The 20,874-nt window shown below is 69.0% G+C and carries 17 protein-coding genes and 5 pseudogenes; 16 read left to right on the top strand and 6 right to left on the bottom strand.

The genetic code is table 11. The features are described 5' to 3' along the window. The first annotated feature begins 16 nt into the window (after positions 1-16). The 12 genes and pseudogenes from I8J32_RS11295 (at position 17) to I8J32_RS11250 (ending at position 6,622) form a co-directional block, all read left to right on the top strand. Positions 17-686 (top strand): annotated as a pseudogene (locus I8J32_RS11295) (dienelactone hydrolase family protein). Further along, positions 683-1,113 (top strand): annotated as a pseudogene (locus I8J32_RS17955) (HIT family protein). Before I8J32_RS11295 ends, I8J32_RS17955 begins: the two co-directional pseudogenes overlap by 4 nt. Further along, entirely contained in the window at positions 1,110-1,796 is a 687-nt protein-coding gene (pxpB, locus tag I8J32_RS11285) for a 5-oxoprolinase subunit PxpB (protein ID WP_200612135.1), read from the top strand. Before I8J32_RS17955 ends, pxpB begins: the two are co-directional and overlap by 4 nt. After that, positions 1,793-2,770: a 5-oxoprolinase subunit C family protein gene (locus I8J32_RS11280; RefSeq protein ID WP_200612134.1), complete on the top strand. Its 978-nt coding sequence runs from the start codon at positions 1,793-1,795 to the stop codon at positions 2,768-2,770. The genes pxpB and I8J32_RS11280 overlap by 4 nt, the downstream gene beginning before the upstream one ends. Then, positions 2,767-2,931, top strand: a complete 165-nt coding sequence (locus I8J32_RS11275) for a LiaI-LiaF-like domain-containing protein (RefSeq protein WP_200612133.1) — start codon at positions 2,767-2,769, stop codon at positions 2,929-2,931. The genes I8J32_RS11280 and I8J32_RS11275 overlap by 4 nt, the downstream gene beginning before the upstream one ends. A gap of 31 nt (positions 2,932-2,962) precedes the next feature. Beyond that, positions 2,963-3,193: pseudogene (locus I8J32_RS17660) on the top strand (LamB/YcsF family protein); the annotation flags it as partial. Then, positions 3,144-3,713: a LamB/YcsF family protein gene (locus I8J32_RS11270; protein WP_245156316.1), complete on the top strand. Its 570-nt coding sequence runs from the start codon at positions 3,144-3,146 to the stop codon at positions 3,711-3,713. The pseudogene I8J32_RS17660 and the gene I8J32_RS11270, both read left to right, overlap by 50 nt. A 79-nt stretch (positions 3,714-3,792) precedes the next feature. Then, positions 3,793-4,548 (top strand): DUF969 domain-containing protein, encoded by a 756-nt coding sequence (locus tag I8J32_RS11265; RefSeq protein WP_245156315.1) that lies wholly within the window; start codon positions 3,793-3,795, stop codon positions 4,546-4,548. Beyond that, positions 4,545-4,964 (top strand): annotated as a pseudogene (locus I8J32_RS17655) (5-oxoproline transporter, DUF979 family subunit); the annotation flags it as partial. The gene I8J32_RS11265 and the pseudogene I8J32_RS17655, both read left to right, overlap by 4 nt. A 67-nt stretch (positions 4,965-5,031) precedes the next feature. Beyond that, complete coding sequence (locus I8J32_RS17650; RefSeq protein ID WP_245156314.1) at positions 5,032-5,511, top strand: 5-oxoproline transporter, DUF979 family subunit; 480 nt, start codon at positions 5,032-5,034, stop codon at positions 5,509-5,511. Between the two features lie 98 nt (positions 5,512-5,609). Continuing rightward, positions 5,610-6,266 carry a pyroglutamyl-peptidase I gene (gene pcp, locus I8J32_RS11255; RefSeq protein ID WP_207526563.1) on the top strand — a complete coding sequence of 219 codons (657 nt, stop codon included), beginning with the start codon at positions 5,610-5,612 and terminating at the stop codon, positions 6,264-6,266. 59 nt (positions 6,267-6,325) lie between these two features. Continuing rightward, positions 6,326-6,622 (top strand): hypothetical protein, encoded by a 297-nt coding sequence (locus tag I8J32_RS11250; protein WP_200612127.1) that lies wholly within the window; start codon positions 6,326-6,328, stop codon positions 6,620-6,622. A 46-nt stretch (positions 6,623-6,668) separates the two neighbouring features. Here the strand turns inward: I8J32_RS11250 and dcd are convergent, their stop codons facing one another. The 3 genes from dcd to apbC all read right to left on the bottom strand — a co-directional run bounded on the left by dcd (position 6,669) and on the right by apbC (position 10,686). Then, entirely contained in the window at positions 6,669-7,238 is a 570-nt protein-coding gene (gene dcd / locus I8J32_RS11245) for a dCTP deaminase (protein WP_200612125.1), read from the bottom strand. 840 nt (positions 7,239-8,078) lie between these two features. Continuing rightward, positions 8,079-9,344 (bottom strand): S8 family peptidase, encoded by a 1,266-nt coding sequence (locus tag I8J32_RS11240; protein WP_207526562.1) that lies wholly within the window; start codon positions 9,342-9,344, stop codon positions 8,079-8,081. Between the two features lie 247 nt (positions 9,345-9,591). Continuing rightward, positions 9,592-10,686 (bottom strand): iron-sulfur cluster carrier protein ApbC, encoded by a 1,095-nt coding sequence (apbC, locus tag I8J32_RS11235; RefSeq protein ID WP_407060963.1) that lies wholly within the window; start codon positions 10,684-10,686, stop codon positions 9,592-9,594. 227 nt (positions 10,687-10,913) lie between these two features. Here apbC and I8J32_RS11230 point away from each other — a divergent pair, with 227 nt between their 5' ends. The 4 genes from I8J32_RS11230 (at position 10,914) to rnfB (ending at position 17,271) form a co-directional block, all read left to right on the top strand. Beyond that, positions 10,914-13,814: a TonB-dependent receptor plug domain-containing protein gene (locus I8J32_RS11230; protein WP_245156312.1), complete on the top strand. Its 2,901-nt coding sequence runs from the start codon at positions 10,914-10,916 to the stop codon at positions 13,812-13,814. Between the two features lie 307 nt (positions 13,815-14,121). Continuing rightward, positions 14,122-14,562: a DUF2147 domain-containing protein gene (locus tag I8J32_RS11225; protein ID WP_200612121.1), complete on the top strand. Its 441-nt coding sequence runs from the start codon at positions 14,122-14,124 to the stop codon at positions 14,560-14,562. A gap of 178 nt (positions 14,563-14,740) precedes the next feature. Further along, complete coding sequence (gene metG / locus I8J32_RS11220) at positions 14,741-16,837, top strand: methionine--tRNA ligase (protein ID WP_200612120.1); 2,097 nt, start codon at positions 14,741-14,743, stop codon at positions 16,835-16,837. Beyond that, on the top strand, positions 16,834-17,271 hold the full coding sequence (gene rnfB, locus I8J32_RS11215; protein ID WP_200612118.1) for an Rnf electron transport complex subunit RnfB: 438 nt from the start codon (positions 16,834-16,836) through the stop codon (positions 17,269-17,271). Before metG ends, rnfB begins: the two co-directional genes overlap by 4 nt. 106 nt (positions 17,272-17,377) lie before the next feature. Here rnfB and I8J32_RS11210 read toward each other — a convergent pair whose 3' ends face one another. From I8J32_RS11210 to I8J32_RS18095, 3 genes and pseudogenes are all read right to left on the bottom strand, one after another. After that, complete coding sequence (locus I8J32_RS11210) at positions 17,378-18,976, bottom strand: tetratricopeptide repeat-containing sulfotransferase family protein (RefSeq protein ID WP_200612116.1); 1,599 nt, start codon at positions 18,974-18,976, stop codon at positions 17,378-17,380. Next, positions 18,976-19,932, bottom strand: coding sequence for a TraB/GumN family protein (locus tag I8J32_RS11205; protein ID WP_200612114.1), 957 nt, complete (start codon positions 19,930-19,932; stop codon positions 18,976-18,978). The genes I8J32_RS11210 and I8J32_RS11205 overlap by 1 nt, the downstream gene beginning before the upstream one ends. After that, positions 19,929-20,865: pseudogene (locus I8J32_RS18095) on the bottom strand (DUF1684 domain-containing protein). Before I8J32_RS18095 ends, I8J32_RS11205 begins: the two are co-directional and overlap by 4 nt. Between the last annotated feature and the right edge of the window lie 9 nt (positions 20,866-20,874).

Here is a 20,874-nt window from a genome sequence, read left to right as displayed (position 1 = left end):
GAAAGACCACGCCGCCATGAGCCGATGGATCGACCTGAATACGCCCCACGGGCCCGTGCGGGCCTGGCGCGCCGACCCGACCGTGCCGGCCCGCCAGGCTGTCGTGGTCCTGCAGGAAATCTTCGGCGTCAACGAGCACATCCGCCGCGTGACCGAGCGCTTCGCGGCGGCCGGGTTCGTGGCGCTGGCACCGGCCCTCTACGACCCGGTGGAATCCGGGGTGGAACTGGCCTACACGCCGCAGGACACCCAGCGCGGCGTCGACCTGCGCAATGCCCTGGGGTTCGACCGCGCCGTGGACATCGTGGGCGCCGCCGCCGACGAACTGCAGGCCGAGGGCCTGCGCACGGGCGTGGTGGGCTTCTGCTGGGGCGGGAGCGTGGCCTTCCTGGGGCAATACGCGCCTGGGCCTGCCCTCGGTGAGCTGGTACGGCGCGCGCAGCGTGCCCTTCCTCGACGAACCGGCGCGCGCCCCGCTGATGTTCCATTTCGGTGCGCGCGACGACAGCATTCCCGCGGAAGCCATCGAACTGCACCGGGCGAGGCAGCCGACGGCCCGCATCCATGTCTACGAGGAGGCCGGCCACGCCTTCAACCGCGACGTGGACAATGCGCACTACCACGCGCCCAGCGCCTCGCTCGCGTGGCAGCGCACGATCGACTTCCTCGCGGAGAACCTGAGATGAGCAAGCACCCCCAGGCTCCGGTCGGCTGGCACCTGCATCCGCAACTGGCCGAAGACACGCATCCGGTCGCGCACTTCGCGCTGAGCGACCTGCAACTGATGGACGACGCCAACCATCCCTGGCTGATCCTCGTGCCGCGCGTGGAAGGCGCGGTGGAATGGACCGACCTGGACACCGAGCAGCAGGCGCAGCTTTCGGCCGAGATCAGCCAGGCCGGGCGCATGCTGCAGGCGGTGTTCAAGCCGCACAAACTCAACGTGGCCGCCCTGGGCAATGTCGTGCCGCAGCTGCACGTGTGCACGTCATCGCCCGCTTCACCGACGACATCGCCTGGCCGCGGCCGGTGTGGGGCATGGCCTCCGCGCAGCCCTACTCGACCGAGGCGCTGGTCGGACGCATCGAGCGCCTGCGCGCGGCACTGGCGTGAGCGACGCGCCGGCGCTGGAAGCGCTAGCCGACGACGCCTGGCTGCTGCACCTGGGCGACCGCATCGACCCCGCCCTCAACGCGCGCGTGCACGCCCTGTGCGCGCACCTGCAGGCACGGCGACCGCACTGGGTGCGCGACCTGGTGCCCGCCTACGCGAGCGTGGCGCTGTTCTTCGATCCGGCCGCCATCGACGGCGACGCCGCCGCGCGCTGGCTGCTGGAGCAGGCGCAGGGCGCGGCGCATTCGCAGGGGCCGCAGCACGCCGCCGGCGACGGTTCGCGACTGGTCGAAATCCCCGTGGCCTACGGCGGCGACGACGGCCCCGACCTGGCCACCAGCGCGGCCGAACTGGGCCTGACGCCCGAAGAGTTCGTGCGACGCCATGCCGACCGCGAGTACACGGTGGCGATGATCGGCTTCGCGCCGGGATTCCCCTACCTGCTCGGGCTGGATCCGGCCCTGGCGCTGCCGCGCCTGGCCACGCCGCGCACGCGCGTGCCGGCGGGCAGCGTCGGCATCGGCGGTGCGCAGACGGGCATCTACCCGCGCGAGAGTCCGGGCGGCTGGCGGCTGATCGGGCGTACGCCCAGCGTGCTGTTCGACGCCACGCGCCAGGCGCCGTCCCTGCTCGCGTCGGGCGACCGCGTGCGCTTCGTGCCGCTGCCGATGGATGCCGCATGAGCCTGCACGTCCTGCAACCGGGCCTGCTGACCACGGTGCAGGACCGCGGGCGCCACGGCTGGCGCCACCTGGGCATCGCGCGCGCCGGCGCGCTCGACCCGGATGCGGCCGCGCTCGCCAATCGGCTGGTGGGCAACGACCCGGACGCGGCCGTGCTGGAAATGACGCTGCAGGGTCCGACGCTGCGCTTCGACGTGCCCACGCGCATCGCATTGTGCGGCGCCTGGCTGCCGATGAAGTTCACGTCCTCCACGGGCGTGGCCGCCCACATCCCCGGCGGCAGGCCCGTGTCCCTGCCCGCGGGCGAACTCAGCCTGGGCGCGGCCTGCGACGGCACGCGCGCCTGGCTGGCGATCGGCGGCGGACTGGACGTGCCGCCCGTGCTCGGCAGCCGCAGCACCGACCTGCGCGGCGGCTTCGGCGGCCTCGCGGGGCGCGCATTGCGCGCGGGCGACAGGCTGCACGTGTCTGCTGCGCCCGACCCCGGTCCGGAGCCACGCTTTCCCGCCTGGTGGGTGGATCCGCTCGCGCACGATCGCCAGCCCCATGGGCGCGCGGCGCCGATCCGCTATGTGCCCGCGCACCTGCCCGGCGCCGACGCGTTCGCGCGCATGCCGTGGCGCGCCAGTGCACGCAGCGACCGGCAAGGCCTGCGCCTGGACGGCGAGGCGCTGTCGCTGGACACGCACGAGCAGATTTCCGCGCCGGTCGCGCCGGGCACCGTGCAGCTGCCGCCCGATGGCCGCCCCATCGTCCTGCTGGCCGACGCGCAGACCGTAGGCGGTTACCCTCGCCTCGGACACGTGATCGCCGTCGACCTGCAGCGCCTGGCCCAGCTGCGGCCCGGCCAGCCCGTGCATTTTTCCGCCTGCGATGCGCGAACCGCGACGCAGCTGGCTTGCGCCGCGCGCGCCCGGCTGGCCAGAATCACCTTGATGATCGATTTCAAACTGCAAAGGGGATACGGGGAATGAAAGGCAATGTGGTCGCGGCACTGGTGCTGATCGTGGTCGGCACGCTGTTCCTGTTGAACAACCTGGGTTTCACCAATCTCAGCCTGGGCCGCCTGATCAGCACGTGGTGGCCGGCGATCCTGGTGATCGTGGGGCTGGGCCTGTTGTTCAGCCGCAAGTAGCGCCCACGGCTTCCCTGCCCCGGCACGCACCGTGCGCATCGATTTCAACTGTGACCTGGGCGAAGGCTGCGGCGACGACGCCGCGATCATCCCCCTGATCACCTCGGCGTCGATCGCCTGCGGTGCGCATGCCGGCGACGACACGAGCATGCGCGCCACGCTGCGCCTGTGCCGCGCGCACGGCGTGGCGGCGGGCGCGCACCCGGGGTTCGATGACCGCGAGCACTTCGGCCGCCGCGAACTGGCGATCGAGCCGGCGGCGGTCACCGCCCTGGTGGCTGCCCAGATCGAGCGGCTCGCGGCGCTGGCCGCCGACCAAGGACGTCCGCCTGGCGCACGTCAAGCCGCATGGCGCGCTCTACAACCTGGCCGCACGCGATGCGGACATCGCCGACGCGATTGCCCTGGCCGTGCGCCAGGCCGATCCGGCGCTGGTCCTGTTCGGGCTGTCGGGCTCCCGGCTGACCGAAGCCGGCGAACGCGCCGGCCTGCGGGTGGCGCACGAGGTGTTCGCCGAACGCCGCTACGAACCCGATGGACGCCTGACGCCGCGCGGCGAGCCGGGCGCGGTCATCGAGACCCTCGATGACAGCCTGGCCCAGGTGCGTGCGCTGGTGGCCCGCGGCCGCGTCACCGCGCGCAACGGCGAGGAAGTGGCCGTGCGCGCCGACACGCTATGCCTGCACGGCGACCGCCCCGACGCCGCGACTTTCGCCCGCGCGATCCGCGCCGCGCTCGAGCGCGACGGTGTGTCGATCCGCGCATTCGGCGCGCCTGCATGAAGGGCCGCCTGCACGCGCGTGACATGCATTTCCAGCCCGACGGTCCCGACCATGAAAGCCCACCCATGAAGGCCCACCCGTGAGCGCCGACCCCATGAACTACTGGCCCCTGCTGGGCGTGGCGGCCGTCGTCGCCGGCTTCGTGCTGCGCATGAACCCGGCGCTGGTGGTGGTGATCGCCGCCGGCGTGACCGGGCTGGCGGCGCGGATGTCGCCGGTGGAACTGCTGGAGGTGATCGGCACCGCCTTCACCGAGAAGCGCTACCTGCTGGTGTTCCTGCTGACCTTGCCGGTGATCGGCCTGCTCGAACGCCACGGCCTGAAGGAGCACGCGCAGGCCTGGATCGCCCGCCTGCGCGGCGCGACGATGGGCCGGTTGCTGATCGCCTACCTGTTCATGCGCCAACTGGCCTCGGCCATGGGCCTGACCGGCCTGGGCGGGCATCCGCAGGCGGTGCGCCCGCTGCTGGCGCCGATGGCCGAAGGTGCGGCGGAAGTCGCGGCGCAGGCGCACGGCTCGCACGTGGACGACAGCCAGCGCGAGCGCATCCGCGCCATGTCCGCCGCCACCGACAACGTCGGCCTGTTCTTCGGCGAGGACATCTTCATCGCCTTCGGCGCGGTGCTGCTCATGCAGAGTTTCTACGCCGACCACGGCATCACCTTGGAGCCTTACCAGATCGCGGTGTGGGGCATCCCCACGGCGTTGTGCGCCTTCGTCATCCACGCCGCGCGCATCCGCCGCTTCGAGCGGCGCCTGCTGCGTGACTGGACGATGCGCGACGAGGCGATGCGCGACGGCACGATGCGCGACCGGTCAAAGCCCGCGCCATGATCACCCTCACCCACGTCTACTGGCTGCTGGGCGCGTACTTCCTGTCGATCGCCTGGCGCGGCGCGCGCGACCGCGGCAATCCGCGCCGGCATACCACCGGGCTGTTCTGGGGGCTGCTGGCGCTGCTGCTGTTCGGCGCGGAGCACATGCCCGCGGCGGCGGTGGGCGCGCTGGTGGTGGTGCTGGCCCTGCTCGCGGGACTGGGCGGGCTGCGCATGGGGCGCTATGAAGAATCCGATCCGCAGGAAAAACAGGCCGAAGCCGAACGCCTGGGCAACCGCCTGTTCGGTCCGGCGCTGCTGATCCCGATCGTGACGCTGGTGCTGGCGGTCAAGGCGTTCGGATTCTCGGTGGCCGAGATCTCCGTGGCGGGCCTGCGCCTGCTCGATGCGAAGCAGACCACCGTGATCGCATTGGCGGTGGCCTGCGTGGTCGCGCTGGCCGCGGCGTGCCGGCTCACGCGGCAGACGCCCTTGGAGCGCCGTGGAGCAGTCCCGCCGGCTGATCGACGCCATCGGCTGGGCCGCGCTGCTGCCGCTGCTGGCCACGCTGGGCAGCGTGTTCGAGGCGGGCGGCGTGGGCGAAGCCGTGGCCGGCGTCGTGCGCGACGTCATCCCCGTCGACAACGCGTTCGTGGTGGTCGTCGCCTACGCCGTGGGCATGGCCGTGTTCACCATCATCATGGGCAACGCCTTCGCCGCGTTTCCGGTGATGACCGCCGGCGTCGCCCTGCCGCTGCTGGTGACGCTGCACGGCGCCGACGCGGCCTCGCTGGCCGCCATCGGCATGCTGTCGGGATACTGCGGCACACTGATGACGCCGATGGCGGCCAACTTCAACCTGGTGCCCGCCGCGCTGCTGGAACTGAAGGATCCCTACGGCGTGATCCGCGCGCAGTGGATGACGGGCCTGGTGCTGCTGGCGTGCAATGTCGTGCTGATGTACGTGATCGTGTTCCGCTGATCGCCGCTGGCAGGCGCCGCCCGGCAGATGAATCGATCCCGGCCACGCGGTCGCCGCGGCGGTGCCGCGCGGCGGCCGGCCGCCCTACACTCCCGCCGATGCCCAGCCCCGCCCCGCCCAACGTCCTGCTGACCGGATTCGCGCCCTTCGGCGGCGAGACCGTCAATCCCAGCTGGCAGGCCGTGAGCGCCATCGAAGGCGAGCTGATCGCCGGCCACCGCGTCCACACGCGCTGCCTGCCGGTGGCGTTCGGCGCCGCGCTGGACGACCTGCGCACCGCCATCCGTACCCTGCGCCCGGCGCTGGTGCTCTGCGTCGGCGAGGCCGGCGGCCGCGCCGCGATGAGCCTGGAGCGCGTGGCGATCAACGTCGACGACGCGCGGATTCCGGACAACGCGGGCGCGCGTCCGGTCGACCAACCCGTAGTGGCGCACAGCCCCGCCGCCTATTTCACCGACCTGCCGATCAAGGCGATGCTCGCCGCGCTGCAGGCCGCACGGATTCCGGCGGAGGTGTCACAGACCGCCGGCACCTTCGTCTGCAACCATGTCTTCTACGGGCTGATGCATGCCCTGCGTCGTCGCGCGGCCCGCGGGGGCTTCATCCACATCCCCTATTCGCCCGAGCAGGCGGCGCGGCACCCGGGCGCCCCGTCGCTGGACGTGGCCACCGTGCAGGCGGGCCTGCGGCTGGCGCTGCAGGTCGCCCTGACCACTTCGACCGATGCCCGGCTCAGCGCCGGCGCCGAACACTGATCCGCACCCGAACCCACTGCGCGCTTGCCGCGCAGGCCCACAACACACAGGAGTCCCCCATGCGCATGCCCGTCCTCGTCGCCGTCCTTGCCGGCCTGCTGGCCACCGCGCCGGCCGACGCCGCGATTTTCGAGAAGAAGCCCGAAGCCTCGGCCGAGGAAGCCGCGCGCCTGAACCTGGCGGCGGTGACCATCTGGGTCGATGCAAGCTGGGGCTTCCGCAACCAGGGCGCCGCCAACTCGCTCACCCGCGCGCACACCGCCTTCGCCGCCCGCGGCTACCGCGTGCAGGACGTGCAGCCCTACGTCGAGAACAACGACCTGGTGGGGTTCTTCGTCACCTACCAGAAGCCCTGAGCACCGCGCCCGGCCGATGGGCCGGGCTTTCGGTGCCGCGGCAGGGTCAGGTGCGGGGCAGCGTCACGCCCTTCTGGCCCTGGTACTTGCCGCCGCGGTCCTTGTAGGAGGTTTCGCAGACTTCGTCGGACTGGAAGAACAGCATCTGCGCGACGCCCTCGTTGGCGTAGATGCGCGCCGGCAGCGGCGTGGTGTTGCTGAATTCCAGGGTGACGTGGCCTTCCCATTCCGGCTCCAGCGGCGTCACGTTGACGATGATGCCGCAGCGCGCGTACGTGCTCTTGCCCAGGCACACCACCAGCGTGTCGCGGGGAATGCGGAAGTACTCGACGGTGCGGGCCAGCGCGAAGGAATTGGGCGGGATGATGCACACGTCCGATTCGATGTCGACGAAGCTGCCGCTGTCGAAGTGCTTGGGATCGACGATCGTCGAGTTGATGTTGGTGAAGACCTTGAACTCGCGTGAGCAGCGCACGTCGTAGCCGTAGCTGGAGGTGCCGAAGCTGACGATGCGATGGCCCTGGGCATCCTGCTTGACCTGGCCCGGTTCGAACGGCTCGATCATGCTGTGCTGCTCGGCCATCCGGCGGATCCAGCGGTCGGACTTGATGCTCATGCGTCGGGGGGTTCCGCGAGAAAGAAAGCGCGATTCTAAGCGGCACGGGGCGGTGCCGGAACGTCCCGGGCCCGCCGGACGACCTCGGGCATCCGGAACTGGCGGTGCTCCCGGGCCCACGGCCCGCCGGCAGGGCCCCGTGGGCCCAGCCTGGAGTACCAACGGCCACGCTCCGGGACCGGGGCTCCGCTCTTCGGGCGCTGGAAATGCGGTCTGCGCAGGGCAGTTGCCGCCCTCCGGGAGCCCGGCGCCACGCCCGGACGGCGAAGCGGCCCCCTCGGGGCGCCAGGCGCCCCCTTCCCCGGGACCCAGCCGAAGCTCTGCGAGAGTCGAGCGCCAGTCTTTTGGAGTCGAGCGCCACTCTCCGAGAGTCGAGCGCCAGTCTTTTAGAGTCGAGCGCGAGTCTTTTAGAGTCGAGCGCCACTCTCTGAGAGTCGAGGGCGAGTCTTTTAGAGTCGAGCGCCACTCTCTGAGAGTCGAGCGCGAGTCTTTTAGAGTCGAGCGCCACTCTCTGAGAGTCGAGCGCGAGTCTTTTAGAGTCGAACGCGAGTCTTTTAGAGTCGAGCGCCACTCTTTTAGAGTCGAGCGCCAGTCTTTTAGAGTCGAGCGCCACTCTTTTAGAGTCGAGCGCCAGTCTTTTGGAGTCGAACGCCACTCTCTGAGAGTCGAGCGTCAGTCTTTTTCAGTCGACCACCCCGCTCCGGGTCCCGCCCTCTGCCTTCGGGATCCGCCACGCCTTCCCTGCCGGCGCTGCGGAGCCCCCCAGTCGTTCGCCTGCCGTCGGCCCAAAAAGAAGGCCCGGTCAGAAGACCGGGCCTTCGGGTGCAACGGGCGGGTCGATCAGAAGCCGCTGGCGTTCAGGCGGCCACCGGTGAGCACCTTGCCGTTGAGCGACGGCGTCGGCACCGCGGTGCCCAGGATCGCGGCCTTGATGTCCGCGGCCGTGGCGGCCGGATGCGACGACTTGTACAGCGCCGCGGCGCCGGTCACGTGCGGGGTGGCCATCGAGGTGCCGCTGTAGCTGGCGTAGGCCGAGGTGAGCTGACCCTTGACGCTCTTGGGAACGGACGAATAGATGCCCGAACCCGGCGCACCGATGTCGACCGTGGTCGCGCCCCACTGCGAGAAGCTCGACAGGCCGCCGGTGCTGGTCGTCGAGGCGACCGCGATCACGTTCGCGTTCGGGTAGTTCGAGGGATAGCTGGCCGTGGCGTCGTTGTTGTACGCATCGTTGCCGGCGGCGGCGATGAACAGGATGTTGGCCGTGTTCGCGCGGCCGATCGCGTCCTGCAGGCCCTGCGAGAAGCCGCCACCGCCCCACGAGTTGTTGGTGGCGACGATGTTCAGGCCATGGCGGGTCTTCAGGTCGGTGATGTAGTCCACCGCCGCGATCGCATTGGCGGTGGTGCCGCCGCGACGGCCCAGGAACCTGGCGCTGATCAGCTTGACGCCGCTCCAGCACACGCCCGCCACGCCCTTGCCGTTGCCGCCCACGCCGGCGATGGTGCCCGACACATGCGTGCCGTGGTCGTCGTTGGCGCCGCCGGAGTTGATGTTGTTGCTGCCGCCGTCGAAGTCCCAGCCGCGGACGTCGTCGACCTTGCCGTTGCCGTCGTTGTCGACGCCGTCGGCCGGATCGTAGGGATTGCTCCAGATGTTGGCGGCGAGGTCTTCGTGGTTGTAGTAGATGCCCTCGTCGATCACGCCGACGATGACGTTGCCGCAGTCGGTGTGGCCGGCGGCCCAGGCTTCCGACGCCTGCGAGCCGTACTGGTTGGCCGGCGAGGAGGCGTCGCCGTACATGCCCCACAGCGCGCCGTTGGTGAAGTAGGTGTCGTTGGAAGTGGCGTTGTGCTGGTAGATCCAGTTCGGCTCGGCGTATTCGACGGCCGGGTTGGACGCCAGGGCGCTCACGCTGGCGGCCAGGCTCTTGCCGGCGGGCAGGCGCAGCAGCGCCAGTTCGCCCTTGCCACCGCGCACGGTCTGGATCTTCTGCGCGCCCAGGCCCTGGCGGACGGCCAGTTGCTGGGCGGCGGTGGAGCCGTCGCGGAACTTGACCAGCAGCTCGCTGGCTTCATGGGGCTTGCCGGCCTTCAGGCCCGACAACACCAGGGTCGGGGCGGCCAGCGGCCAGGGCGGCGGCGGAGAAACCGAGCGAGGCGATCACGGCGGCGCTCAGGGCCGCGGTGCGGAACGGATGCTTCATCAGATGGGACCCTCAGGGGAGTTGACGGATTGCGCGGCCGGCCCAGGTCGCGCAACAAACGCGGCCCGTGAGGGCCGCGAACGTCGAATCTAGAGGGAGGGTCCCGGCCCGCGCATGTTGCGTCGCAGCAGGCCGAGGGCGGCTTTTTCAGCCCAGAAGCGACACGGACAGGGGCCTGGCCACCTGGGGGCGCCCGGCCAGCGCGATGGCGAGGCGACGGGCGGTCATCCGGAACTGTCCGGCGGCCGGCGTTTCCGGCGCCTTGGCCACGATGGGCGTGCCGGCGTCGCCCTGTTCGCGCACGCGCGCCTCCAGCGGCAGGCTTCCCAGCAGCTTGACGCCGTACTGGGCCGCCATCCGCTCGCCGCCGCCTTCGCCGAAGACGTGCTCGGCATGGCCGCACTGGGTGCAGACGTGGACGGCCATGTTCTCGACCAGGCCCAGCACCGGCACCTCGACCTTCTCGAACATCTTCAGCGCCTTGCGGGCGTCCAGCGTGGCCACGTCCTGCGGCGTGGTCACCACCACCGCGCCGGCGACGGGGATCTTCTGCGCCATGGTGAGCTGGATGTCGCCGGTGCCCGGCGGCAGGTCGAGGATCAGGTAATCCAGCCCCTGCCCGTCGGCGCCGCCCCAGCGGGTTTCGTTCAACAGCTGGGTGAGCGCGGAGGTCGCCATCGGACCCCGCCAGATCATCGGCGTGTCCTGGTCCACCAGCAGTCCGATCGACATCGCCTCGATCCCGTGCGCGTGCATGGGTTCGATGGTCTTGCCGTCGGGGCTGTCGGGACGGCCGGTGAGGCCCAGCATCATCGGCACGCTGGGGCCGTAGATGTCGGCATCCAGGACGCCGACGCGGGCGCCGTCGGCCGACAGCGCCAGCGCGAGGTTCACGGCCACCGTCGACTTGCCGACGCCGCCCTTGCCCGAACCCACGGCGATGATGTTGCGCACCGCGGGCAGCGGGGTCAGCGCGCCCTGGACGGCGTGGCTGGCGACTCGCGACTGCACGGTCAGCGCGCCCAGTTCCAGGCCCTCGGCCGCGGCGGCCTGCTTCACGGCCTGCTCCAGCCATGGCTCGAGCCAGCCGGAGGGGAAGCCCAGCCGAATCTCGACCGCAACCCGATCGCCAGATTCGGCAATGCGGAAGACGGCGCCCGCTTCGCCCAGGGTGAGGAGCCCCATTTCCGGCATCGGGAGAGCGGCCAGACGGGCCTGCAGCGCTTCTTTCACGGGGTTCACCTGGCTCGCGGGGCATGCCGCATTGCAGCAATTGTAGGGGCCCCGGCACGACGTCGGGGGAGAACGGATAACTCTTCAGGGACCGGACAAGCTTTTTTGCCCCGGACCCCATGACATCTGCGTTAAACCCATGTTAATTTCGGCAGGTCGGTCTCGTACCGGCCGCCTGCGCCGGCGAAAAAAGACTTGCAATACAAGTAGCCAACCACCGATCCAAGGGGAAAAAGATGGCAGTTAGAAACAACCGCCTGCAGCGCTCCACGCTGTCGGCCGCTCTGATGAGCGCACTGGTCCTGACCGCAAGCGCGGCCATGGCCCAGGAGACCCAGACCCAGCCTGCAGCGACGACCGACCAGGACGCCACCGAACTCGACAAGGTCGTGGTGACCGGCTCGCTCATTCCGCAGACGACGCTGGAAACCTTCAAGCCGGTGACCGTCATCACGGCGGACGACCTGCAGGCGCGTGGCTTCAACAGCGTCCAGGAAGCCCTGAACCAGAGCTCCATGGCGACCGGTGGCGTGCAGGGCAACCAGTCCTCCGCCTCGTTCACCCAGGGCGCTGAAACCAACAGCCTGTTCGGTCTGCCGGTTGGTTACACCAAGTACCTGATCGACGGCCGCCCGATGGCGAACTACCCGGCGCTGTACAACGGCACCGACACGTTCAACAACATCAGCGGCATCCCGGTCGACCTGGTCGAGCGCATCGAAATCCTGCCGGGCGGCCAGTCCTCCCTGTACGGTTCCGACGCCATCGCCGGCGTCATCAACGTCATCCTCAAGAAGCGCATGGACGGCACGGCCCTCACGGCCCGCGTCGGTGGCTACCACGAGGGTGGCGGCCAGAGCACGCGCCTGAGCCTGGCCGACAGCTTCAGCTTCGCCGATGACCGCGGCACCGTCCTGGCCGGTATCCAGTACGAAATGCGCGACCCGATCTGGGCCTACCAGCGCGACCTGACCAAGCAGTTCAACCAGCACCCGCTGGACAACCCGAACAATCCCAACGACGGCGTGCCGGTTGCCAGCCGTGACTGGCTGGTCTTCAGCCCGTTCACCAGCTACAACTTCCTCGACCCGAACAACTGCGAAAACGTCTCCGACGCCTTTGGCGGCACGACCGGCGTGCAGACCCGTCCGGCCCGTCCGGCGCCGTACTGCGGCTCGATGTACACCCCGGGCTACCGCACCCTGCGCAACGGCAAGGAAGCGACCCAGCTCTACTCGCACTTCACCTTCGACATCAGCGACAACACCCAGCTGTATGCCGATGCGCTGTACAACCGCGAGACGGTCGACTACCACATCGGTTCGAACTTCACCTGGTGGGGCTCGAGCGTCAAGTGGGGCTACTTCTACGACCCGAACCTGGACGACTTCTTCCAGCTCCAGCGCGCCTTCGCGCCTGAAGACATGGCCGGCGGCTGGGAACAGTCGATGAACCATGACAAGAGCGAGTCGTACGCCTACACCGTCGGCGTCAACGGCACCTTCGGCGAGTCCAACTGGGATTACGACGTCGGTTTCACCCGCACCCAGTACACGCTGAACGAGAACAGCTGGGCCCGCCTGGCTGATCCGATCAACGACTGGTTCGAAACCAACATCATGGGCCCGGCGCTGACCAATCCGGACGGCAGCCTCATGCTGGACCCGTACTTCGGCGCCTACCAGGTCTATACGCCTGATTACGAGGCGTTCTACCAGCTGCTGCCGGCCGGCGCGTTCGAGAGCTTCACCACTCGCACCGTCAACCGCAGCCTGACCTACGACGACATGCTGCGCGCCCAGATCACCAACGGCTCGCTGTTCTCGCTGCCGGGCGGTGACGCCGGTATCGCTGCGTCCGTCGAGTTCGGCAAGGAAAAGTGGAAGTACAACCCCGACGCACTGCTGATCCCCGATCCGGTCACGCTGCAATCGGAAATCTGGGGCACCACCTCCGTCAGCGGCCAGGGTACGCGTGACCGCTACGCCGTGACCGGCGAAATGCGCCTGCCGGTGTGGGAACCGCTGACCATCTCGCTGTCGGGTCGTTATGACTCGTTCGACGCCGGTGGCCGCACGATCGACAGCCCGACCTACAGCGTCGGCCTGGAATTCCGTCCGATCGAAAGCCTGCTGTTCCGTGGCAAGTTCGGTACCGCCTTCCGCGCGCCGACCCTGTCGGACATGTTCCAGGGCGTGAGCGGTTTCTACAGCTCGGTCCGCGACGACCTGGGCTGCAGCCAGGCGGGCTTCGATCCGGATGAAGCCGGCTGCCCGCAGAACCTGGAAGCCGCGCAGTACTTCGGTACCCAGCAGGGCAACCCGGACCTGGAACCGATCGACGCCGACGTGTGGAACGCCGGTGTGGTGTGGGCTCCGACCGCGAAGTTCTCGGTCGGCGTCGACTACTACAACTGGAAGATCGAGAACGAAACCGTCCTGCAGAGCGCCGGTCGCATCATGCGCGACGAATACGACTGCACCTCGGTGGCCAACGGCGGTTCGGGCCTGCTCGATCCGAACTCGGGCACCTGCCAGGCGGCGTTCGATGCGATCACGCGTAACGCCCTGGGTGCGCTGCAGAACATCTCGCTGACCAAGATCAACCTGGCTCATCGCGACGTGGAAGCGGTCACCGTTGCCCTCAACTGGGGCCAGAGCCTCGGCGCCTGGGGCGACCTGAACGTCAACGGTTCGTGGACGCGCAACCTGAAGCACGACTCGCAGACCTTCCCGGACGATCCGACCCTGGACCTGGTCTACGACGAGTTCTACACCACCGATCCGCGCTACAAGGCCAATGCTTCGGTGTCCTGGTCGAAGGACGCGCTGACCGCCACGCTGTACGGCAACTACATCGGTCCGACGGGCAACAACGTGGCGTTCATCACGTCTGTCCCCACGGCTTATGGTCGTAACCGCGGCGTCGGTTCGTACACCACGTTCAATGCGAGCGTGAACTACGACTTCACCCCGGACTTCAGCATGTCGTTCCTGGTCACCAACCTGGGCAACCGTATGCCCGACATGGACCTGACCTACGACGGCCTGACCGGTTCGCCGTACAACACGGGCAACTACGACGTGTATGGCCGTGCGTACTTCCTGGAAGCCCGTTACCTGTTCAACCGGGACTAATCGGCTTCGAGTGCTGTAAACGAAAGGCCCCGCTTCGGCGGGGCCTTTTTTTTTGCTCGTCCACCTGCCCGGGCACCGCGTGTGGCGCCGCGCCGACTGCATGGCGCGCGTCGGGCCCACCCGTTGGCGGCATCCCCACAGCCCGAGGCCGCTTTCACGGGCGCTGGCTGAAGGGTTCCCGACACCGGGGCCAGTCCGCGCTGAACGGTTGCGGCGCCCCCGTTCCATACGTCGGCGGATGCCGGTATAACAGCCCAATCCGGACGGCATTCGCCGTGCGGCCAACACAATCCCTGGGAGGGGACCCATGCGCATCCGTTTCATTGCCCTGCTGCTGGCCATCCTGCCGATGGCGGCGTTCGCCCAGTCCTCGCCGGTCGGCACGTGGAAGACGATCGACGACGCCACCGGCAAGGTGAAGTCGACGGTCGAGATCTACCAGACCGCCAACGGCGCGCTCGCCGGCAAGGTGCTGGAAGTCTTCAACTCCGAGAAAGGCCCCAATCCGCTGTGCGACGCGTGCAAGGGCGCCAACCACAACAAGCCCATCAAGGGCATGGTCATCCTGTGGGGCATGAACAAGGGTGAGGGCGAGACCTGGGAAGGCGGCAAGATCATGGACCCGAAGAACGGCAAGGTGTACTCGGCCAAGATGACGCCCATCGAGGGCGGCGCGAAGCTCGAAGTGCGCGGCTTCATGGGCTTCTCGCTGCTCGGCCGCAGCCAGACCTGGGTGCGCCAGCAGTAAGCGTCCTCCCGCGAAGCGATACCTGCGAAGTGATACTCGCGGCCCGGCATTGCCGGGCCGCTTTCGTTTGGGACGCGGTGGTTCCGGGGCGACTTGGCCCGGGCGTCCGCGACACCGCTCGCCGCAAGCCCGGCGGGATGGCATGCGATAATCGCGCCCCCTCGTCTCCAGCCTTGCCATGTCCCGCACCGCGATCGTCACCTGCGCCCTGCCCTACGCCAACGGAGCCCTGCACCTGGGCCACCTCGTGGGCTACATCCAGGGCGACATCTGGACGCGGGCGGCGCGGATGGCCGGAGCGACGGTGCACTTCGTGTGCGCCGACGACACCCACGGCACGCCGATCATGCTGGCCGCCGAGAAGGCCGGGACGACGCCCGAGGAGTTCATCGCCGGCATCCAGGCGGGGCATGAGCGCGATTTCGCCGATTTCGGCGTGGCCTTCGACCACTACGACTCCACCCACTCGGCACGCAACCGCGCACTGACCGAGGCGATCTACACCAAGCTCGACAATAGCGGGCACATCACCCGTCGCGCGGTGGCCCAGCTCTTCGACCCGGTCAAGGCGATGTTCCTGCCCGACCGCTACGTCAAGGGCACCTGCCCGAACTGCGGCAAGCCGGACCAGTACGGCGACAACTGCGAGAACTGCGGCGCCACTTACGCGCCCACCGAACTGATCGAGCCGCGCTCCGTGCTGACCGGGGCGACGCCGGAGCTGCGCCAGTCCGAGCACTTCTTCTTCGAGGTCGGCGGCTTCGAAGGCTTCCTGCGCGAATGGATGGCCGGCGACATCGCCACGCCGGGCGTCAAGGCCAAGCTGCTGGAATGGCTGGATGCGGAAGGCGGCCTGCGTGCGTGGGACATCTCGCGCGATGCGCCGTACTTCGGCTTCCAGATCCCGGGGCATCCGGGCAAGTTCCTCTACGTGTGGCTGGATGCGCCCATCGGCTACCTGAGCAGCTTCCAGGCCCTGTGCGAGCGCGAGGGGCTGGACTTCTTCGGCCATCTGGCGCGCGGCAGCGCTTCGGAGCTGCATCACTTCATCGGCAAGGACATCGTCAACTTCCACGGCCTGTTCTGGCCCGCCGTGCTGCACGGCGCGGGGCTGCGCACGCCCACCCGCCTGCACGTCAACGGCTACCTGATGGTCAACGGCGAGAAGATGTCCAAGTCGCGCGGCACCTTCATCATGGCCCGCACGTTCCTCGACGTCGGCCTGCCGCCCGAAGCCCTGCGCTACTACATCGCCACCAAGACCTCCGGCGGCGTGGACGACGTCGACCTGAACTTCGCCGACTTCACCGCCCGCGTGAACGCAGACCTGGTCGGCAAGTTCGTCAACCTCGCCAGCCGCTGCGCGGGCTTCATCGAGAAGCGTTTCGACGGCCAGCTGGCCGACGCCCTGCCCGACCATGCGATGTACGCGCGCTTCGTCGAACAGCTCGAACCCATCGCCCAGGCCTACTCGCGCAACGAGGCGGCCACCGCGCTGCGCCTGACGATGGCGCTGGCCGATGAAGCCAACCGCTACATCGACGAGCACAAGCCCTGGGTGCTGGCCAAGCAGGAAGGCGCCGACGCGCAGCTGCATGCCGTCTGCACGCAGGGCCTGAACCTCTTCCGCGTCCTCAACACCGCGCTCAAGCCGGTCATGCCGCAGCTGGCCCGTGCGGCCGAGGACTTCCTGGACGCGCCCGTGCGTCACTGGTCCGATCTGGAGGCGCCGCTGCTGGCCCACCGCATCCGGCCCTACGCGCCGCTGTTCACCCGCATTGATCCCAAGCACATCGAAACCATGATCGAAGCCAGCAAGGAAACCCTCACCCCGACCGCCGACGTTGCGGCCGCGGCGCCCGCTCCGGTGGTCCCGGCTGCCGCCGCCCCTGTCGCATCCGCGCCGGCCCCGGCCGCTGCATCGGCCGCGCCGGCGGCGACGCCGTACATCGGCATCGACGACTTCGCCAGGCTCGACCTGCGCATCGGCACCGTGCTGGCCTGCGAGTTCGTCGAGGGCTCGGACAAGCTGCTGCGCTTCGAACTGGACGCTGGTGAACTGGGCCGTCGGCAGATCTTCTCCGGCATCCGCGCCAGCTATGGCGAGCCGGAAAAGCTGGTGGGCCGCAAGGTCGTGTTCATCGCCAACCTCGCCCCGCGCAAGATGCGGTTCGGCATCAGCGAGGGCATGATCCTGTCGGCCGGCTTCGACAACGGTCCGCTGAGCCTGCTGGACGTGGACGCCAACGCCCTGCCGGGCATGCCGGTGAAGTGAACCTGCCGGCGGCGGATCGCGAAGCGCTGATCGAGCGGCTGGACCGCCTGCTGCCGCAGACGCAGTGCGGGCAGTGCGGATTCGCCGGCTGCCGGCCGTATGCGCAGGCGATGGCGGCGCGGGAGGCGGATGTGGATCGCTGCCCGCCCGGAGGCGACGCAGGCGCGCGCGCGCTGGCCCATGTGCTGGGCGTGGCCCCACGGCCCTTCGATCGCGCACGTGGCGCGCACAAGCCCGCCCAGGTGGCCCTGGTCGTGGAGGCCGACTGCATCGGCTGCACCAAGTGCATCCAGGCCTGTCCGGTCGACGCCATCCTCGGCGCCGCCAAGCACATGCATACGGTGGTCGAGCCCTTGTGCACCGCCTGCGAGCTGTGCATTCCCGCCTGCCCGGTCGACTGCATCGTGCTGGTGCCGGCGGCGCCGGCGTCGTAACCGTTCCGCCGTCGCCAGGCAGGCGCGGCGAGGCGAGCTTCCGTCCCGCCGGATCCAACTCGCCCATCATCGATGTGTTTTCCGCGCGGGATCCGCGCGGGCGAGCTCAGTCCGCGCGATCCACCGCGATGCCGGCATCGGCCAGCAGCGCGAGCAGTGGTTGCAGCTGGGCTTCGTAGCGCTTCCAGCGGCGCACCGCCGTGCGGTACATCGGCACCCGCACCTGCGCCGCGCTCGCGGTGGCCACGGGTGCCGCGTTTTCCTCGAAGCGCAGGCAGGCCTCGTCCCACGGCAGCCCGCAGAATTCAACCACGCGGCGGCTCCAGGCTTCCTGCTGGTCGACCAGCTGCTCGTATTCGATCTGCAGGATGCGCCCCGGCAGCTGCCGCTGCCAGAATTCCATCAGGCGGTGGAAGCGCACGTAGTAGCGGCCGATGTCGAGCAGATCGAACGAGTAGTCGTAGTAGGGCGAGTTCTGCGCGAACAGCTGCCGCAGGTTGCTCAGGCAGGTATCCACCGGATCTCGGCGGATGCAGATCAGCCTGGCCTGCGGCAACGCGTTGGCGATGTAGCCGGCATAGAGGAAGTTGTGCGGCAGCTTGTCGATGAAGTGTGCCCGCCCGCCACTGCGGCCACGGGTGCTGTCGACATAGGCCTGCCCCATCTGGCGCCAGTCCGCGCGGCGGGCCTGGGTGATGGTGTCGACGTCCAGCAGCTCGGGCGTCCGGCTGCCGCTGGTGCGCTTGAAGGCCACGCTGAAGTCCTGCAGTTCACCGGCCGAACGCACCTGCGGATGGCTCGACAGGATCCGCTCCACCAGGGTCGTGCCACTGCGGGGCATGCCGAAAATGAAGATGGGCGCATCGGTCGCCAGCCCGGCGTCGGCCGGAGCGGCGCCCGGATAGGTCGTCTCGATGGCGTCGAACAGCGCCGCGTCCTGCGCGAAGCTGTATCGCCGCAGGCCGCCGCCCGCGGCCTTGCCGCGCACCAGCGCATCGAAGGAACGGGCGTGGTCGCCCAGGTCCTCCAGCTCCTTGGACAGCGCCATGTCCAGGAACATGCGCGCTTCGGGCTCGTCGGCCTCCGGCGTGGCCAGCATCGCCTCCAGGCGCTGGACGTGGTTGTCCTGCGGCGTCCAGCGGCGCAGCTGCGACAGCGTCAGGTAGGCCTTCCAGTAACGCGGTTCCAGGCGCAGGCAGGCTTCCAGTTCGGCCTCGGCGCGGTCCAGCTCCCCCGCGAACACCAGCGCGGTGGCGTGGTTGAAACGGTAGCTCGCACGCTCGGGTTCCAGTTCGGCCACGCGCCTGAACATCTGCGCGGCCGCTTCGTATTCGTTGGCCTGGGTCAGCACCACGCCCAGGGTATCCATCGTCATCGCGTCGGTCGGTGACAACGCCATCGCGCGGCGCGCGACCTCGCCCGCCTCGCGGGTGCGCGAGGACTGCGCCAGCGCGCGCGCGTACTGGGCCAGGTAATCGGCCCGGTTGGGATTGAGTTCGACGCTGCGCTGCAGGCAGGACGCCGCCAGCGGCATCTGCCGCAACTGCATCGCCGCGACGCCGGCCACGAACGCCACGCCGGCATGCCCGGGCACTTCGCGCAGCAGGTACATCGCCAGCTGCTGCGCACGCGCCCAGTCACCGGCATTGAGGGCGGCGACGGCCGCCGAGTACCGGCTGGCCTGGTCGGGCGTGGGTCCCGACATCAGCGCTTGCTGCCGCCGCAACCGGTGCAGATCCTCTCGACCGTGTAACCGCTGGCGCGCAGCTTGCGCACCAGTCCGTCCTCGCCCAGCAGGTGCAGCGTGCCCACCACCACCAGCGCATCGTCCTTGCCGCCCTTGTCGAGCAGCAGGCGCAGCTTTGGCAGCCAGGCATCGTTGCGCTGGACGTTCATCAGGCGATAGCTGACCGGCGTCTTCTCGCGCATTTCCTTCAGCATGAGCGCGGTCAGGGTGGCATCGTCGGAACTGCGCCAGGCGCCGTGCATCTGGTTGAGCATGCGCGGCATCTCGGCCGGGTTGTCGACCAGGTCCTTGAGGCCGGCGACCTGTTCGGACATCGGCGCCGATTCCATCACCTTGAACTGGGATTCGATGCCTTCCAGCCCCGAGGTCGGCTTGCCGGCTTGCGCGGCGCGTTGCATCAGGTGGTTGTCCAGCCCCTTGTCGAACTGGAAGCCCATCTGGCTGGCGGTGGCCAGCAGCATCTGCAGGTTGATGAACCACGGCTCGTACGGATCGAGCTGGGCGAAGGCGGCTTCGCCCATGCGCGCGACGAGCTTGTCGCGCACGTCGGCCGGCAGCACGGTGCTCAGCCGCTGGTCGCCGCTGTAGCCCGCCGCGGCCTGCATCTTGGCGGCGTTGGCAGGGTCCGCCAGTTCGGCCGGCGTGACCTCGAACACCAGCGACTCGGCGTCGGCGAAGGCGGCTTCCACGTCCTGCGACAGGGGATAGTCGCTGGTCTTGAGCAGGTGGAAGGAACCCAGCAGGTACAGCGAGTTGTCCTTGTCGGACACCTTCCACAGCGGCGGATGCGTGGGCGACGAGGCGGGGGCTGCATCCGAGGCGGGTGTCAGGGCATAGACCGCGGGCGCGATCAGTGCGCAGGCGAGCAGCGCGCTCGCCCAGGGGCGGCGGCGGAGCAGTCGGGGCAGGCTCATGGGTGCTTTCGTTCCTCGAACGAGTAATTCTTCTCGCCCGCGACCACTTCCAGGTTCAGGCGGTTTTCTGGCGGGGGCAACGGACAGGTGGCGTACGCGGTGAATGCGCACGGGGGGTTGTAGGCCTTGTTGAAGTCCAGCACGACGTGGCCCTTGGCATCGGGAGCGGCGGCGTCCAGGAAGCGTCCCGCAGGATAGCTGCCCTTGCCGCTGGTGCGGTCGTGGAAGACGAAGAACAGGCTGCCGTCGCCACCGTCGAGCGCTTCGAGCCGATAGGTCTGGCCACCACGCTCGAACTCGATCGCGCCGGGATTGGGGACATCTTCCACCGTGCCGATGATGTTGCCCACGGCGATGACCTTGCCCGCGGTGTTGGGCACGAAACGGCCTTCGATGATCCAGTCCTGTCCGCCCGGCCAGTATTCCAGGCCCTTGAATCCGGTCCGTGTGGCCGCGTCGGCGTGGCGCACGCGCAGGGCGTAGCGGTCGCCGCGCTTGATGATGTTGACTTCCCCCCTTGCCCTGGTCGAATCCCAATCGACTGGACCCGGCCGGGTCGGCATCGCTGCGCAGCGGCGTGCTGCCCTTGAGCGGCTCGCCATCAAGCGTGAGTTCGGCGCCCTTTTCGGGCACGAAACGGATGCGGTCGCCCTTGCGCTCGAGCATGCCCATGTGCGGCGGACCGACGGCGAGCCGGATTCCGTTGTCGCCGTCGCTGCCCACGTAGTGCGCACCGGCATCCACCCAGTGCAGGCCCATCAGCGTCGTCCAGCCATCGGGCTTGAGCAGGTCGGCCTTGCGGGTTTCGCGCCAGGTGGCCTGGCCCGCGGTGAACGCCTGCGCCTTGGCCTCGCGCGCCTGCCGCACCGCGTCCGGCTCGGGCTTGGCGCAACCGGACAGCATGCCCACCGACAGCATGCACAGCCCACCCATCGACAGCAG

Origin of the sequence: Lysobacter solisilvae, from assembly GCF_016613535.2 — a bacterium.
Taxonomy (GTDB): Bacteria; Pseudomonadota; Gammaproteobacteria; order Xanthomonadales; family Xanthomonadaceae; genus Agrilutibacter; species Agrilutibacter solisilvae.
This window is presented reverse-complemented; position numbering and strand designations above follow the sequence as displayed.

Excerpts from the sequence above, each read along its gene's own strand:
- I8J32_RS11280 (WP_200612134.1), top strand. The coding sequence starts at position 1,793 with ATGAGCCTGCACGTCCTGCAACCGGGCCTGCTGACCACGGTGCAGGAC.
- I8J32_RS11275 (WP_200612133.1), top strand. The coding sequence starts at position 2,767 with ATGAAAGGCAATGTGGTCGCGGCACTGGTGCTGATCGTGGTCGGCACG.
- I8J32_RS11270 (WP_245156316.1), top strand. The coding sequence starts at position 3,144 with ATGACCGCGAGCACTTCGGCCGCCGCGAACTGGCGATCGAGCCGGCGG.
- pcp (WP_207526563.1), top strand. The coding sequence starts at position 5,610 with ATGCCCAGCCCCGCCCCGCCCAACGTCCTGCTGACCGGATTCGCGCCC.
- I8J32_RS11250 (WP_200612127.1), top strand. The coding sequence starts at position 6,326 with ATGCGCATGCCCGTCCTCGTCGCCGTCCTTGCCGGCCTGCTGGCCACC.
- dcd (WP_200612125.1), bottom strand. The coding sequence starts at position 7,238 with ATGAGCATCAAGTCCGACCGCTGGATCCGCCGGATGGCCGAGCAGCAC.
- I8J32_RS11230 (WP_245156312.1), top strand. The coding sequence starts at position 10,914 with ATGGCAGTTAGAAACAACCGCCTGCAGCGCTCCACGCTGTCGGCCGCT.
- I8J32_RS11225 (WP_200612121.1), top strand. The coding sequence starts at position 14,122 with ATGCGCATCCGTTTCATTGCCCTGCTGCTGGCCATCCTGCCGATGGCG.
- metG (WP_200612120.1), top strand. The coding sequence starts at position 14,741 with ATGTCCCGCACCGCGATCGTCACCTGCGCCCTGCCCTACGCCAACGGA.
- I8J32_RS11210 (WP_200612116.1), bottom strand. The coding sequence starts at position 18,976 with ATGTCGGGACCCACGCCCGACCAGGCCAGCCGGTACTCGGCGGCCGTC.
- I8J32_RS11205 (WP_200612114.1), bottom strand. The coding sequence starts at position 19,932 with ATGAGCCTGCCCCGACTGCTCCGCCGCCGCCCCTGGGCGAGCGCGCTG.